This is a genomic window from Pantoea sp. (assembly GCF_028283705.1).
Taxonomy (GTDB): Bacteria; Pseudomonadota; Gammaproteobacteria; order Enterobacterales; family Enterobacteriaceae; genus Pantoea.
The window spans coordinates 114,231-128,475 of record NZ_JAPWKD010000005.1; the positions used below are offsets into that span (position 1 = coordinate 114,231).

A 14,245-nucleotide genomic window follows, 5' to 3' on the forward strand; every position below is an offset into this window, starting at 1 on the left:
GAATTAACATGCAGGCTACGCTTAACTGGACCGGGATCGACACCGTGCTGCTGGACATGGACGGCACCCTGCTCGATCTCGCCTTTGATCGCCATTTCTGGCTGGAACATGTACCAGAAACCCTGAGTCGTGAGCGAGCCATCACGCTGAACGAAGCCCATCAATTGATTCGGGAAAAGTATCATGCCGTGGCGCATACGCTAAACTGGTACTGTCTGGATTACTGGTCGCAAGAGCTGGCGTTAGATATTCGTGCCATGACCTTCGCGCAGCGTGAACGCGCTGCCCTGCGTGAGGATACGCTACCTTTTTTGCAGGCGCTGCGAGCGGCAGGTAAACGCACGATTTTGCTGACCAATGCCCATCCATACAATCTGGACGTCAAACTGGCGCAGACCGGATTGTCTGCCCACCTTGATTTATTGCTTTCTACCCATACCTTTGGGTATCCGAAAGAAGACCAGCGTCTCTGGCAGGCGGTACAGCAGCAAACCGGTTTCAACAATGCGCGCACACTGTTCATTGACGACAGTGAACCGATTCTTGATGCCGCGATGCGCTGGGGTATCCGCTGGTGCTTAGGCGTAAGCAATCCGGATTCCGGTCGCCCGGATCAATCCTTCAGTCGCCATCCGGCAGTGAGGGATTACCGTGAGTTGCTTGCTTCGCTTCGTTAAATCAGGAGCCGCAATGAAAGAGAAAGACAGCGAAGGCGTACGCCTCGACAAATGGCTGTGGGCGGCGCGCTTTTATAAAACCCGTGCCATCGCGCGCGAAATGATTGAAGGCGGCAAGGTGCATTACAACGGCCAGCGCAGTAAGCCGAGCAAGCTGGTGGAACTGGAAGCAGAGCTGACGCTGCGTCAGGGCAATGATGAACGCACCGTGATCATCACTGCCATCAGCGATCAACGCCGCCCGGCCACTGAAGCCCAGGCGCTGTACGCAGAAACCGCCGCCAGTATTGAGAAACGGGAAAAGCTGGCTCTGGCGCGCAAAATGAACGCCCTGAGTATGCCGCACCCCGATCGCCGCCCTGATAAGAAGGAGCGCCGCGATCTGATGAAATTTAAATTGTCGGGCGAGGAATAACTCGCGCCCCTACGAGAGAAAATCTATGTCTGTTCAAGATCAACTGCACCGTTACCTGTTTGAAAATGCGGCCGTGCGCGGCGAGCTGGTGAATGTTTCAAAAACCTGGAGCGAGATCGTGGAAAACCACGACTACGCTGAGCCGGTAAAAAACCTGCTGGGCGAGTTACTGGTTGCCACTAGCCTGCTGACCGCCACGCTGAAGTTTGATGGTGACATCACCGTGCAGTTGCAGGGCGATGGCCCGCTGTCGCTGGCGGTGATCAACGGGAATAACCGTCAGGAGCTGCGTGGTGTGGCGCGAGTAAAAGAAGAGATCGCGCCAGGCAGCAGCCTGAAGCAGATGGTCGGGAACGGTTATCTGGTAATCACCATTTCCCCGGAAAAGGGCGAGCGCTATCAGGGTGTAGTCGGTCTGGAAGCAGACACGCTGGCAGGATGCCTGGAAGATTACTTTATGCGTTCTGAGCAGTTGCCAACCCGCCTGTTCATTCGCACCAATGAAAAGGGTGCTGCCGGGATTCTGTTGCAGGTGCTGCCTGCTCAGGAGCCAAACCTCGACGATTTCAATCATCTGGCGACACTGACCGAAACCGTCAAAGCTGAAGAGTTGATCGAGCTGCCAGCCACCGATGTCTTGTGGCGTTTGTATCATCAGGAAGAAGCCACGGTGTACGATCCCACGCCGGTAAGCTTCAAATGTACCTGTTCGCGCGAACGCTGTGGCGAAGTGCTGAAAACGCTGCCGGTGGAAGAAGTTGATGAGATCCTCGAAGAGGATGGTGAAATCGACATGCACTGCGATTATTGCGGCACACATTATGTTTACGATGCCGTCGATATCGCGGCGATTCGTAATACACCAACCGGTAGCAGCGATCAGCTGCACTGATTATCTGGGCGGCTACTGCCGCCCTTAATTCTTACTTAAATTACCTTCTTTTCTCTGACATTAGTTTTATAACTAATTGATTTATCTGCCAATGCGCGTTGAGTCGCATTTCTGACTAACAAACCTTTCCCCTCCTGCCCGGTGGAGTACACTGCGCGCGATCATCCCCCTCATAATTAATAATAAAAACAGACACCGATTAAAGGAGCATTCACATGCGCATTAACGGCCTGACATCGCAAGATCTCGCCACTTTAGGCATCAACGACACCACGGAAGTGGTGTACAACCCGGACTTCGACACCCTGTTTCAGGAAGAAACCCGCCCTGAGTTGGAAGGCTATGCGCGCGGCATCCTGACACAAAGCGGGGCTATCGCTGTTGATACCGGCATTTTCACCGGCCGCTCACCAAAAGATAAATACATCGTGCGCGATGGCACCACACGCAACACCCTGTGGTGGAATGACGTGGGGGAAGGCAAGAATGATAACCAGCCCCTGACGGCCGAAACCTGGCAGGCGCTGAAGCAGTGCGTTACCCAGCAGTTATCCGGTAAACGCCTGTTTGTGGTGGATGCGTTCTGCGGTGCCAACCCGGATACACGCCTCAGCGTGCGCTTCGTGATGGAAGTGGCCTGGCAGGCACACTTCGTCACAAACATGTTCATCCGTCCGAGTGATGAAGAACTGGCGCAGTTCACCCCGGATTTCGTGGTGATGAACGCAGCGCGTTGTACCAATCCTAACTGGCAGGCGCAGGGATTGCATTCAGAGAACTTTGTTGCTTTTAACCTGACAGAACGCATGCAACTGATTGGCGGCACCTGGTACGGCGGCGAGATGAAGAAGGGTCTGTTCGCTATCATGAATTATCTGCTGCCGCTGAAGGGTATCGCGTCGATGCACTGCTCGGCCAACGTCGGTAAAGCAGGTGATGTCGCCGTGTTCTTCGGTCTCTCCGGCACCGGCAAAACTACGCTGTCAACCGATCCCGATCGTCAGTTGATTGGTGATGATGAGCACGGCTGGGACGATGATGGAGTCTTCAATTTTGAAGGTGGTTGCTATGCCAAAACCATTAATCTCTCGGCGCAGGCTGAACCGGAAATCTATAACGCGATTCGCCGCGATGCACTGCTGGAGAACGTGGTGGTTAATGCTGATGGTAGCGTCGATTATGCCGATGGCAGCAAAACCGAAAACACCCGTGTCTCCTACCCGATTGAGCACATCGAAAACATCGTGCGGCCGGTGTCCAAAGCGGGTCATGCGCAACGCGTTATTTTCCTCACTGCCGATGCCTTCGGCGTGCTGCCACCGGTGGCCCGCTTAACACCAGAACAGACGCAATATCATTTCCTGTCTGGCTTTACCGCCAAACTGGCCGGTACGGAACGCGGCGTGACTCAGCCAATGCCCACTTTCTCAGCCTGTTTTGGTGCCGCGTTTCTGACCCTGCATCCAACGCAGTACGCGGATGTGCTGGTTAAACGCATGGAAGCAGCAGGCGCGCAGGCTTACCTCGTGAATACTGGCTGGAACGGTAACGGCAAACGCATTTCGCTGAAAGACACCCGCGCGATTATCAACGCCATTCTGGCGGGTGAACTGGATGATGTTGAGACGCAAACGCTGCCGGTATTTAACCTGCAAATCCCCACACGGCTGGCACAGGTGAGTGAGGCAATGCTCGATCCACGCGCCAGCTGGTCCAGCCCTGCGGCATGGCAGGAGGCCGCACAGGACCTGGCACAGCGTTTTATCAATAACTTTGAGAAATACACCGATAACGCCGCCGGAGCCGCGTTGGTGAACGCCGGACCGCAAATCTAACAACGGCCCTGACTCGTAGCGGCGCGATTTATCATGCTCTTTTAGCCGTGCCCCGGCCAAAAATGCGCAATAAATTGCGCCGCTACAACAGGTTTTTGCTTTGCCTGTCAGGCGTTATGGTTGCTGTTGACCAGCGCGGTGCCGGTCTCCGGCACCGGCAACCAGGCGCGAATACGCAGGCCACCGTGTTCACTGACGCCAATTTCCAGCGACCCTTCATGCGCATCGATAATACGCTGCACAATCGCCAGACCCAGCCCGGTACCACTGGTACTACGCGCACTATCGCCGCGCACAAAAGGCTGGAACAGATGCTGTAGCTGTTCCGGTTTAATCCCCGGACCATCATCTTCCACCTGGAACCAGGCGCGATTCAGCTCCTGCCCACTGCTGACCTTGATCCAGCCGTTGCCATAACGCGCGGCATTGACCACCAGATTCGCCACGGCACGCTTAATCGACAGTGGGTTGATATCCAGCATCAACTCCTCCGGCATCACCGCATTCTCAATCTCGCGCTCATAGCCACTCTCGGCTGCGACGACTTCACCCAGCACGCTATTCAGATCGGCACGCTCAGTCTGCATCTCCTGGCCGGTGCGCAGATAGTCGATGAACTGCTCGATAATCGCGTTGCACTCTTCGATATCTTTGTTAATCGACTCAGCCAGATAGCCGTCCTCTTCACTCATCATCTCGGTAGCGAGGCGAATACGCGTCAGCGGGGTGCGCAGATCATGGCTGACACCCGCCATTAGTAGGGTACGGTCATCCGCCAGTTGCTTCACGCCAGCCGCCATCTGGTTAAAGGCGCGCGTCACCGAACGCACTTCCGATGCGCCATATTCACGCAGCGGCGGCGGAATAATGCCTTTCCCCACCTGCAAGGCGGCATGTTCAAGATCAACCAAAGGTCGGTTCTGGATACGGATAAACAGCCAGGCACCGCCTATCGCCAGCAGCATAATCGCCAGCGTGTAGCGGAACAGCGGCGAGAAATCCCCCTGATGGATTTCGGTCAGCGGCACACGCACCCAGATATCGGGTGACAACCAGGTTTTCAGCCACACCACGGGAGAGTTTTTATTCACTTCTACCCGCACATCGGTTGGCCCGCCAAGCTGCTGCGCCATCTGCTCGCTCAGGAATTCGTAGTGTTGCGCCCAGCGCAACCCACTCTCTTCCGCCGCAGCATTGGTATACAGCGAGATCCCCAGCTCACGATAGATTTCACGCCGGAAGGCCGGAGGCACTTCCAGCTGTGTGCCATCCTCCAGTTGCAGGCGGTCGGTCATCAGCATACGGACTTCATAAGCGAGGACTTTGTTGAACTGCTGCAGGCTGGGAAGAATGGCGAAATTCAGCACCACCAGATAGGTCGTTACCAGGCTGACGAACAGCAAGGTAACGATCAATAACAGAGTGCGGGCAAACGAACTGCGAGGTGAGAAGCGCAATCGCCTCATGCTTTACTGCCGTCCGGAACGAATACGTAACCAAGACCCCACACGGTCTGAATGTAGCGCGGATGTGCTGGATCTTCTTCCACCATACGACGCAGACGGGAAATCTGCACATCGATGGAACGTTCCATCGCACTGTACTCACGACCACGCGCCAGATTCATCAGCTTATCGCGCGACAACGGTTCACGCGGGTGGCTGACCAGCGCTTTCAGTACGGCAAATTCCCCGCTGGTGAGCGGCATAGGCTCATCTTCACGGAACATCTCACGCGTACCCAGGTTCAGCTTGAATTTACCAAAGGCAATAACGGCCTCTTCCTGCGAAGGTGCGCCCGGCAGCTCATTCGCCTGACGGCGCAGCACAGCACGGATACGCGCCAGCAATTCACGCGGGTTGAAAGGCTTCGGAATATAGTCGTCGGCACCAATTTCCAGCCCGACAATACGGTCCACTTCTTCGCCTTTGGCGGTAACCATAATGATCGGCATTGGATTGCTTTGGCTGCGCAGACGGCGGCAAATCGACAAACCATCTTCGCCCGGCAACATCAGGTCGAGCACCATCAGGTGGAAAGATTCGCGGGTTAACAGACGATCCATTTGCTCGGCGTTGGCAACGCTGCGCACCTGAAAGCCCTGTTCGGTGAGATAGCGCTCGAGCAACGCGCGCAAACGCATATCATCATCGACGACCAGAATTTTGTAGTTCTCTTGCATGTTCAACTCCCAAAGGCGCCATTGCCTGAGCCAATATTGTTAAAAAAAGATGCCTTACAGTGACAGTCATTAATGGTTTATATTCTAGCCGAAATTGTTACAAAGCATATTAAACAGCAGCTTATCTTTAATTTCACCGCTTAATTGTGGCGCATTTCTCGCTTTTTGCTCATTCGATCAATATGTTTGAGGGATCTCTGAAAAATCCCCCCCTTTTCTTTTTGTCACTGGTTCTGCTGACCCAGGCCTGTCGCGGAAGGCATCGTTTGCCATTTTTCTGACCATTCCTTCTCAGAATATCCCATCGAACCTCTGCCGGAAGCATAAAATGTGGTGTTTTTTTATTACGCTGCGCTTCTTCTCTCGGATGAATCTCTGGCCCTGACGAAATTAAGGCCACAGTTAAATAAAGTAATAAAAATCAATCATTAACACCCACTTCCTTCTCCCGGCATGATCTCAGACACTGCTTCCGTACCTGTTGAAATTGAGTTCATGTGGAGAGAAAGAAAATGAAAAAAAGTTTATTTCTGCTGAGCGTATTGGTGCTGACCAGCAGTACCCAGGTCCATGCAGCCCCCGGCATCGGAGAGGCGGCGGGTTCTCAGGCATCTGCAAACGCGAAAGGCACATCGGAAGCCGTCGGTATCGGTACCGTAGCGGCATTGCTGGGTGTGGCGTTAGCGACCGCTGGAGGTAACGGCAACGGCACCTCGACATCCACCTCAACCACTACCATGACCCATCCTGCTAAATAACAGATTGCAGGCGCGGCAGGAACGCAGCGCCTCAGGTGTTTTACCAGCCCTTTCGCCAGCGGAGAATAATTTTTACCCCCGGCTTTCTTACAAAAGCTCTTATTCTCCGCCCCTTTTTTCTTCTGCGTCTTTCACATATTCAATGCGGTTCACCAGCCAAAGCTTCTGCCCTTCCGGCGTCGTCACCGCCACTTCGTCATCCACTTCCTTTTTGATCAGCGCACGCGCCATCGGCGAATCAATCGAGATGTAATCTTTTACGTCGCCGTAGATCTCATCCGGGCCGACAATGCGAAACCGTTTCACATCACCCTGCTCGTTCTCCACCTCAACCCAGGCGCCAAAGAAAACCTTCCCCTCCTGCTGCGGTGCGTAATCGACGATCTTCAGCTCCGCCAGGCATTTACGCAGATAACGCACGCGGCGGTCGATTTGTCGCAGCAGGCGTTTGTTGTAGGTGTAATCGGCATTTTCCGAACGATCGCCCAGGCTGGCGGCCCAGGAGACAATTTTGGTGATTTCCGGACGCTTTTCATTCCACAAATGATCGTGCTCAGCACGCAATTTGTTATAGCCCTCGCGGGTAATCAGTTGGGTTTTCATCGCGTCAACTCGTCGTAGCAGGTCTTATTTAGCATAGTGGAGGCTAACAATATGCGACCAGGCGGACATCAGCAAGATCGGGGCGGCAATGTGCGAAACGCATTCAGAAAATGACGGATTCACCTGCCACTGTCTGGCAATTTTCACCCTCAGCCCGTATAACTGTCCCCTGTTTCTTAACCCCGTGTAAGCAAGACAGTAACTGATGATGAAAGATTCGCTGAGCCAGATTATCGCAAGTGAGCTGAAGGCGCGTGACGAACAGGTTGACGCCGCCATCCGCCTGCTTGACGAAGGGAACACCGTGCCGTTTATCGCACGCTACCGTAAGGAAGTCACCGGCGGGCTGGACGATACCCAGCTGCGCCAGCTGGAGAGCCGCCTCGGCTATCTGCGTGAGCTGGAGGAGCGCCGCCAGTCGATTCTGAAATCCATCGACGAACAGGGCAAACTCACCGCCGACCTCGCCAGTGCCATTAATGGCACCCTCAGTAAAACTGAGCTGGAAGACCTGTACCTGCCGTATAAGCCGAAGCGCCGCACCCGTGGTCAGATTGCCATTGAAGCCGGCCTCGAACCGCTGGCCGACACGCTCTGGCAAGATCCGTCGCACGACCCTGAGCAACTGGCTGCGGGCTATGTCGATGCCGACAAAGGCGTCGCCGATGTGCGTGCCGCGCTGGATGGCGCGCGTTATATCCTGATGGAACGCTTTGCTGAAGACGCTACCCTGCTGGCTAAAGTGCGTGACTACCTGTGGAAAAATGCCCACCTGGTTTCCCGCGTCGTCGAAGGCAAAGAAGACGAAGGCGCGAAATTCCGCGACTACTTCGATCATCACGAAGCACTCAGCACCGTGCCTTCACACCGTGCGCTGGCGATGTTCCGTGGCCGCAACGAAGGCGTGCTGCAACTGTCGCTGAATGCCGATCCGCAATTCGAAGAAGCCCCACGCGAAAGCCACGGCGAAACGCTGATCGCCAGCCACCTGAATCTGCGTCTGAACAACGCCCCGGCAGACAGCTGGCGTAAAGCAGTGGTGAGCTGGACATGGCGCATCAAGGTGCTGCTGCATCTGGAAACCGAGCTGATGGGTACGGTACGCGAGCGTGCGGAAGATGAAGCCATCAACGTGTTTGCCCGTAACCTGCATGACCTGCTGATGGCCGCTCCTGCGGGCATGCGTTCCACCATGGGTCTCGATCCCGGCCTGCGTACCGGCGTGAAAGTGGCGGTGGTCGATGCCACCGGCAAACTGGTAGCAACCGACACCATTTACCCGCATACCGGCCAGACGGCCAAAGCGGCCACGGCTGTCGCTGCGCTTTGCGCCAAACATCAGGTTGAACTGGTGGCGATTGGTAATGGCACCGCATCGCGCGAGACCGAACGTTTTTTCCTTGATGTGCAGAAGCAGTATCCGCAAATCAAAGCGCAGAAAGTGATTGTCAGCGAAGCCGGTGCATCGGTTTATTCCGCTTCGGAGTTGGCCGCGCTGGAGTTCCCGGATCTGGATGTGTCGCTGCGTGGCGCGGTGTCGATTGCCCGCCGTTTACAGGACCCTCTCGCCGAGCTGGTGAAGATCGACCCGAAATCCATCGGGGTGGGCCAGTATCAGCACGACGTCAGCCAGAGCCAGCTGGCGAAGAAACTGGACGCGGTGGTGGAAGATTGTGTGAACGCCGTTGGTGTTGATCTCAACACCGCCTCGGTTGCGCTGCTGACGCGCGTCGCGGGCCTGACCCGTATGATGGCGCAGAACATTGTCAGCTGGCGTGACGAGAATGGCCGTTTCCAGAACCGTCAGCAACTGCTGAAAGTCAGCCGTCTTGGCCCCAAAGCCTTTGAACAGTGTGCGGGCTTCCTGCGCATCAACCACGGCGACAACCCGCTGGATGCCTCCACCGTGCACCCGGAAGCCTACCCGGTGGTTGAGCGCATTCTGGCCGCCACCGAACAGGCGCTGAATGAGTTGATGGGCAATCCTGGCAGCCTGCGTAACCTCAACGCGCGTGATTTCACCGATGAGCGTTTTGGTCTGCCCACCGTCACCGACATCATCAAAGAGCTGGAAAAGCCGGGCCGTGACCCGCGTCCCGAGTTCAAAACCGCCCAGTTCGCCGAGGGCGTGGAAACGCTCAACGATCTGCTGCCAGGGATGATTCTGGAAGGGGCTGTCACCAACGTGACCAACTTTGGGGCTTTTGTCGATATAGGTGTGCATCAGGATGGCCTGGTTCACATTTCATCGCTGTCGGATAAGTTTGTCGAAGACCCGCATCAGGTGGTGAAAGCCGGGGATATCGTCAAAGTCAAAGTGATGGAAGTCGATCTGCAACGTAAGCGCATCGCACTCACCATGCGTCTGGACGAACAACCGGGTGAGAGCAACGTACGCGGCGGTGGTAACCGCAATGCGGGTAAAGAGTCGGCGCGCCCGGCACAGGCGAACAAAGGCCGGGCAAAACCTGCCAGCCAGCCTGCCGGTAACAGCGCGATGGGTGATGCGCTGGCCGCTGCCTTCGGTAAAAAACGCTAACAACCTGCCCTGAAATGCGCGGTGGCTGCCTGGTCACCGCGCACATCAGGTTGATAAATCTCCTCATCCAGCTACGCTGAAAAAATCCGTGTGAAAAAATGACCTTCCGCGTGGCACAGCGATCTGATGGATATTATCAACGCCTTACTTGATGAGATTTATGCAGGCACCTTCCCCGTGGCGGCCCGTGAGCGTCTGCTTTCCCATATTCGCGCCGCACGTGATACCGTCAAAATCCCGCGCAAACCGCACTGGGATGAAAAGGATGTGGTGCTGATCACCTATGCCGATCAGTTTCGTGAGCCGGAAGTGCCCACGCTTGCCACCTTCTCCCGCTTTTACCAGCAACATCTGCAAGGCACCTTTTCGTTGGTCCACCTGCTGCCGTTTTTTCCCTACTCCTCGGACGATGGTTTTTCGGTCATCGACTATCACCAGGTCAACCCGATTTGTGGCGACTGGCAGGATGTGGCCGCACTGCATACCCATACCCGGCTGATGTTCGATTTCGTCTGTAACCATATGTCCGCACATAGCGCCTGGTTTCGTCATTTTCTGGCGCAGGACCCCGGTTGGGATGACTTTTTTATCAGTATGCCGCCCGCGACCGATCTCAGTGCCGTGACCCGCCCACGCACATCACCACTGCTGACGCCGTTCACCATGGCCGATGGTGCAACGCGTTTTATCTGGACCACCTTCAGCGCCGATCAAATCGATCTCAACTTCGCCAACCCGGAAGTGCTGATCCGCATGGTCAACGTGCTGCTCGATTACCTGAAGAAAGGAGCCGACTATGTCCGGCTGGATGCGGTGGGCTATATGTGGAAAACGCCGGGGACGAACTGCATTCATCTGCCAAAAACCCATCAGCTGGTGAAGCTGTTCCGCGCCATTGCCAATGTGGTCGCACCGGGGACAGTCATCGTCACCGAAACCAACGTGCCGCATAAAGACAACATCGGCTATTTTGGCAATGGTCACGACGAGGCGCAGATGGTGTACCAGTTTTCGCTGCCGCCGCTGGTGCTGCACGCCATTCATTCCGGCTCCGGGCGCGCGCTGCGCCAGTGGGCCAGCTCGCTGGATCTCAGCAGCAATGACACCACCTTTTTTAACTTTCTCGCCTCGCATGACGGCATTGGCCTCAATCCGGCACGCGGTATTTTATCTGAGGTGGAGATTGTGGCGTTGGTGCGCGATCTGGCGCTGGAAGGCGCGCTGGTGTCCTACAAAAACAATCCGGACGGCACCACCAGCCCGTATGAAATCAACGTCACCTATCTTGATGCGTTAAATCTCCAGGATGACGATGACCACACGCGACTGCGCCGTTTTCTGCTGGCCCATGCCATCCTGCTGGTCTTTCCCGGGGTGCCCGCGATCTACATTCAAAGCATCCTCGGCTCGCGTAACGACAATGAAGGGGTGCGCGCTGCCGGACACAACCGCGCCATTAATCGTGAGAAATACAGCTTACGTGAGATGGAGCAGTTCCTGAGTGGCGGCAATGCGCTGCGTCAGCAAGTGTTTGAACGCCTCAGCGCGCTGATTCAATTACGCATACGCCAGCCAGCCTTCCATCCGGACAACCCGATGACGCTGTTCGATAGCGATAACGCCTTGCTGGTGCTGCGCCGTCATAAGCCTGACAGCCAGGAAGGTTTACTTTGCGTGTTTAATCTCAGCAGTCGCGAGGTTGAAACGACATTGCCGCAGGCGCGACATTTTCACGATTTGATCAGCGGTGAGAAGATTGATGGCGGCCAGCCTGTCAGACTGGTCGCCTGGCAATTTATGTGGCTACGTGGCTGATTACTTCTTATAAACGTCCGCTACGCCGCTGAACTTACCGTGTTCACGGCCCGCAATGATCAGATAATATTCCCCACCTTTTTCATCCGCCAGTTTCGACAGCTCTGCTTTAGCGTCCATTGGTGAAGTGGTTTCTGCCGTGGTGTTCACCGTACCAATTTTTTTCAGATTCCATTCTTTGACTTGTTCTTTGGTGACCTCTTTGGCCGCCAATGCCGAGAAAGAAACTGCCCCCATTACCATTGCCGCCACAACCATGTTAATAACTTTCATCTTGTACCCTCACTTATTATTGGAGTTGCTGAGATGTAAGCAGAAGATTCATTTCAGAGGTAAAGCCGTTTTGCTTACCCGGAAAGTATTGACCTTCCCGGGAGAATTGCCAGTTAGCGCGGCAGGGAGTCGCTAAAGGTAAGAATATGCTGACAAAATGCATCGGGATGGGAAATGAACGGCGCATGGGCCGCTTTATCCATCACGACTGAGGGAGAGTGCGGCCAGCGGGTATCCAGTTCTGCCGCGATACGGCGCGGTACCAGGCCATCCAGATAACCATACAGTCGCAGAAACGGCAGCCTGAGATCATCCAGCGCGCTACGTAAATCGCTGTGGCGCAGAATTTCCAGCCCCCCTTCCAGCACCGCCACGGAGGGCATCGGCTGCGACAGGACGATTTCTTTTAGCTGACGTGCATCCTGACGGGCGCTTTCTGTGCCCAGCGTCTGCAAGGCCAGAAAGCGTTCTACGGTGCGCTGGAAATCGTTACTCAGCTGCTGCTGAAAACCGTGCAGGGTTTCGGGTTTGATACCCACCCATTCATCGCTGGCGGTAAAACGGGGCGAAGAGGCAACGCTAATCAACCCACTCACGCGTTCCGGCTGAGTGAGTGCCAGCTGGCTGGCGACCAGCCCGCCCAGCGACCAGCCCAGCAGCAGGCTGCGTTCGGGCAGATGTGCCACCAGTTGTTGTGCCATGGCGGGCAGCGTCAATGCGCCAAAGCCCTGACTGCGGCCAAAACCCGGCAGATCAACCAGATGCAAACGAAAATGCGGGCTGAGTCGCGGAATGATGTTTTGCCACACTTCGGCATTCAATCCCCAGCCGTGCAGCAGCACAAGATCGCGATCTCCCGTGCCTGTGGTGTGCCAGTAGAGCGAACTCATCGGTTACTATCCTGAAAGTGAAAAGGAGGTCGCTATGCTATCAATCCCTGCCCTGTGTTGGCTATGCCGTCTGCCGCTACGGCTGGCGCAGCATGGCCTGTGCAGCAGCTGTTTGCGCCTGTTGCCTGCGTTACCGGAACTTTGTCCATGCTGTGGCTTAGCCGCGCGTGCCGATCAACCCTGTGGCCGTTGCCTGCAACGTCCTCCACCGTGGCAGTACCTGATTTGCGTCAGCGACTATCAACCCCCGCTCAGCCACTGGGTGCAACAGCTGAAGTTTTCCCGCGCTACCGCACTCAGGGTGATGCTGGCGCGGCTGCTTTTGCTAAAGTGGTTAGCCATGCGGCGGCGTTATGCATTGCCTTACCCGGATATCATTCTCAGCGTCCCCCTGCACCCGCGCCGTCACTGGCAGCGTGGCTACAATCAGGCGGCGCTGCTGGCACAACCTTTGGCACACTGGCTGGGCTGCGATTATGTGGATGGCGTACGCCGGGTACGCAAAGCGGCGATACAGCATGTATTGAGCGCTTCGGCACGCAGGAAGAACCTGCGTGGGGCATTTTGCCTTGAAATCCCGCTGCGTGGACGCCATATCCTGCTTATCGACGATGTGGTGACCACCGGCAGCACAGTGGCGGAAATCAGCCGCATGTTGCAGGCAGCGGGCGCTGCCAGCGTACAGATTGGATGCCTGTGCCGTACCTTGTAGAGCGTCGGCGTTGGGCGTATTATAACCAACTAAATTAGTCAACTATTGAGCAATCGCCATGATCCGTATTACTGATACTGCGCAAGAGCACTTCTCAAAACTTCTCTCAAAACAGGAAGATGGCACCCAAATTCGCGTATTCGTTATCAATCCGGGTACGCCAACCGCCGAGTGCGGCGTGTCTTATTGTCCACCCGATGCCGTGGAAGCGACTGATACCGAGCTGAAGTTTGAAAAGCTGTCAGCCTATGTTGACGAGCTGAGCGCTCCCTACCTGGAAGACGCGGAGATCGATTTTGTCACCGATAACCTCGGTTCCCAGCTGACGCTGAAAGCGCCGAACGCCAAGATGCGTAAAGTCTCTGACGATGCACCGATGGTGGAACGTGTTGAGTATCTGCTGCAGGCGCAGATTAACCCTCAGCTGGCGGGTCACGGTGGTCGCGTTTCGCTGATGGAAATCACCGATGACGGATATGCCATTCTGCAATTTGGCGGCGGCTGCAACGGTTGTTCGATGATTGACGTGACCCTGAAAGACGGTATCGAGAAAGAGCTGCTGGCAGCCTTCCCGGAATTGAAAGGCGTGCGCGATCTCACCGAGCATCAGCGCGGCGAGCACTCCTACTACTGATTCTTTGCGCGCGACAGCGA

Annotated in this window: 14 protein-coding genes; 9 read left to right on the plus strand and 5 right to left on the minus strand. The window is 55.5% G+C overall.

The genetic code is table 11. The features are described from left to right. Nucleotides 1-8: 8 nt before the first annotated feature. The 4 genes from yrfG to pckA all read left to right on the plus strand — a co-directional run bounded on the left by yrfG (nt 9) and on the right by pckA (nt 3,819). Nucleotides 9-677, plus strand: coding sequence for a GMP/IMP nucleotidase (gene yrfG, locus PW844_RS03990; RefSeq protein WP_299447645.1), 669 nt, complete (start codon nt 9-11; stop codon nt 675-677). Nucleotides 678-690: 13 nt separating this feature from the next. After that, nucleotides 691-1,092, plus strand: coding sequence for a ribosome-associated heat shock protein Hsp15 (gene hslR / locus PW844_RS03995; protein ID WP_299447648.1), 402 nt, complete (start codon nt 691-693; stop codon nt 1,090-1,092). Between the two features lie 25 nt (nt 1,093-1,117). Next, complete coding sequence (hslO, locus tag PW844_RS04000) at nt 1,118-1,984, plus strand: Hsp33 family molecular chaperone HslO (protein ID WP_299447651.1); 867 nt, start codon at nt 1,118-1,120, stop codon at nt 1,982-1,984. A gap of 215 nt (nt 1,985-2,199) precedes the next feature. Continuing rightward, the gene (pckA, locus tag PW844_RS04005; protein ID WP_299447653.1) at nt 2,200-3,819 is read left to right on the plus strand and encodes a phosphoenolpyruvate carboxykinase (ATP); all 1,620 of its coding nucleotides are present in this window, start codon (nt 2,200-2,202) and stop codon (nt 3,817-3,819) included. 107 nt (nt 3,820-3,926) lie between these two features. Here the strand turns inward: pckA and envZ are convergent, their stop codons facing one another. Next, complete coding sequence (gene envZ, locus PW844_RS04010; RefSeq protein WP_299447655.1) at nt 3,927-5,285, minus strand: two-component system sensor histidine kinase EnvZ; 1,359 nt, start codon at nt 5,283-5,285, stop codon at nt 3,927-3,929. Further along, nucleotides 5,282-6,001 (minus strand): two-component system response regulator OmpR, encoded by a 720-nt coding sequence (gene ompR, locus PW844_RS04015; protein ID WP_001157751.1) that lies wholly within the window; start codon nt 5,999-6,001, stop codon nt 5,282-5,284. Before ompR ends, envZ begins: the two co-directional genes overlap by 4 nt. A gap of 512 nt (nt 6,002-6,513) precedes the next feature. Between ompR and yjbE the strand changes: the two genes are divergently transcribed. After that, a complete protein-coding gene (yjbE, locus tag PW844_RS04020) occupies nt 6,514-6,759 on the plus strand; it encodes an exopolysaccharide production protein YjbE (RefSeq protein ID WP_299448200.1) in 246 nt (81 codons plus the stop codon). 99 nt (nt 6,760-6,858) lie between these two features. On the opposite strand, the gene greB is transcribed toward yjbE, so the two are convergent. Beyond that, on the minus strand, nt 6,859-7,362 hold the full coding sequence (gene greB / locus PW844_RS04025; protein WP_084877502.1) for a transcription elongation factor GreB: 504 nt from the start codon (nt 7,360-7,362) through the stop codon (nt 6,859-6,861). Nucleotides 7,363-7,567: 205 nt separating this feature from the next. Between greB and PW844_RS04030 the strand changes: the two genes are divergently transcribed. Both PW844_RS04030 and PW844_RS04035 read left to right on the plus strand, forming a co-directional pair. Beyond that, nucleotides 7,568-9,901, plus strand: a complete 2,334-nt coding sequence (locus PW844_RS04030; protein ID WP_299448202.1) for a Tex family protein — start codon at nt 7,568-7,570, stop codon at nt 9,899-9,901. 126 nt (nt 9,902-10,027) lie between these two features. Beyond that, nucleotides 10,028-11,716, plus strand: a complete 1,689-nt coding sequence (locus PW844_RS04035; protein WP_299448204.1) for an alpha-amylase family glycosyl hydrolase — start codon at nt 10,028-10,030, stop codon at nt 11,714-11,716. On the opposite strand, the gene PW844_RS04040 is transcribed toward PW844_RS04035, so the two are convergent. Both PW844_RS04040 and bioH read right to left on the minus strand, forming a co-directional pair. Beyond that, entirely contained in the window at nt 11,717-11,989 is a 273-nt protein-coding gene (locus tag PW844_RS04040; protein ID WP_299448206.1) for a DUF1471 domain-containing protein, read from the minus strand. A gap of 113 nt (nt 11,990-12,102) precedes the next feature. Next, the gene (gene bioH / locus PW844_RS04045) at nt 12,103-12,879 is read right to left on the minus strand and encodes a pimeloyl-ACP methyl ester esterase BioH (protein ID WP_299448207.1); all 777 of its coding nucleotides are present in this window, start codon (nt 12,877-12,879) and stop codon (nt 12,103-12,105) included. Between the two features lie 34 nt (nt 12,880-12,913). Between bioH and gntX the strand changes: the two genes are divergently transcribed. Next, nucleotides 12,914-13,591: a DNA utilization protein GntX gene (gene gntX / locus PW844_RS04050; RefSeq protein ID WP_299448208.1), complete on the plus strand. Its 678-nt coding sequence runs from the start codon at nt 12,914-12,916 to the stop codon at nt 13,589-13,591. A 58-nt stretch (nt 13,592-13,649) separates the two neighbouring features. Then, entirely contained in the window at nt 13,650-14,225 is a 576-nt protein-coding gene (gene nfuA, locus PW844_RS04055) for a Fe-S biogenesis protein NfuA (RefSeq protein WP_084877517.1), read from the plus strand. Nucleotides 14,226-14,245: the final 20 nt, after the last annotated feature.

Excerpts from the sequence above, each read along its gene's own strand:
- yrfG (WP_299447645.1), top strand. The coding sequence starts at position 9 with ATGCAGGCTACGCTTAACTGGACCGGGATCGACACCGTGCTGCTGGAC.
- hslR (WP_299447648.1), top strand. The coding sequence starts at position 691 with ATGAAAGAGAAAGACAGCGAAGGCGTACGCCTCGACAAATGGCTGTGG.
- hslO (WP_299447651.1), top strand. The coding sequence starts at position 1,118 with ATGTCTGTTCAAGATCAACTGCACCGTTACCTGTTTGAAAATGCGGCC.
- pckA (WP_299447653.1), top strand. The coding sequence starts at position 2,200 with ATGCGCATTAACGGCCTGACATCGCAAGATCTCGCCACTTTAGGCATC.
- envZ (WP_299447655.1), bottom strand. The coding sequence starts at position 5,285 with ATGAGGCGATTGCGCTTCTCACCTCGCAGTTCGTTTGCCCGCACTCTG.
- ompR (WP_001157751.1), bottom strand. The coding sequence starts at position 6,001 with ATGCAAGAGAACTACAAAATTCTGGTCGTCGATGATGATATGCGTTTG.
- yjbE (WP_299448200.1), top strand. The coding sequence starts at position 6,514 with ATGAAAAAAAGTTTATTTCTGCTGAGCGTATTGGTGCTGACCAGCAGT.
- greB (WP_084877502.1), bottom strand. The coding sequence starts at position 7,362 with ATGAAAACCCAACTGATTACCCGCGAGGGCTATAACAAATTGCGTGCT.
- PW844_RS04030 (WP_299448202.1), top strand. The coding sequence starts at position 7,568 with ATGATGAAAGATTCGCTGAGCCAGATTATCGCAAGTGAGCTGAAGGCG.
- PW844_RS04035 (WP_299448204.1), top strand. The coding sequence starts at position 10,028 with ATGGATATTATCAACGCCTTACTTGATGAGATTTATGCAGGCACCTTC.
- PW844_RS04040 (WP_299448206.1), bottom strand. The coding sequence starts at position 11,989 with ATGAAAGTTATTAACATGGTTGTGGCGGCAATGGTAATGGGGGCAGTT.
- bioH (WP_299448207.1), bottom strand. The coding sequence starts at position 12,879 with ATGAGTTCGCTCTACTGGCACACCACAGGCACGGGAGATCGCGATCTT.
- gntX (WP_299448208.1), top strand. The coding sequence starts at position 12,914 with ATGCTATCAATCCCTGCCCTGTGTTGGCTATGCCGTCTGCCGCTACGG.
- nfuA (WP_084877517.1), top strand. The coding sequence starts at position 13,650 with ATGATCCGTATTACTGATACTGCGCAAGAGCACTTCTCAAAACTTCTC.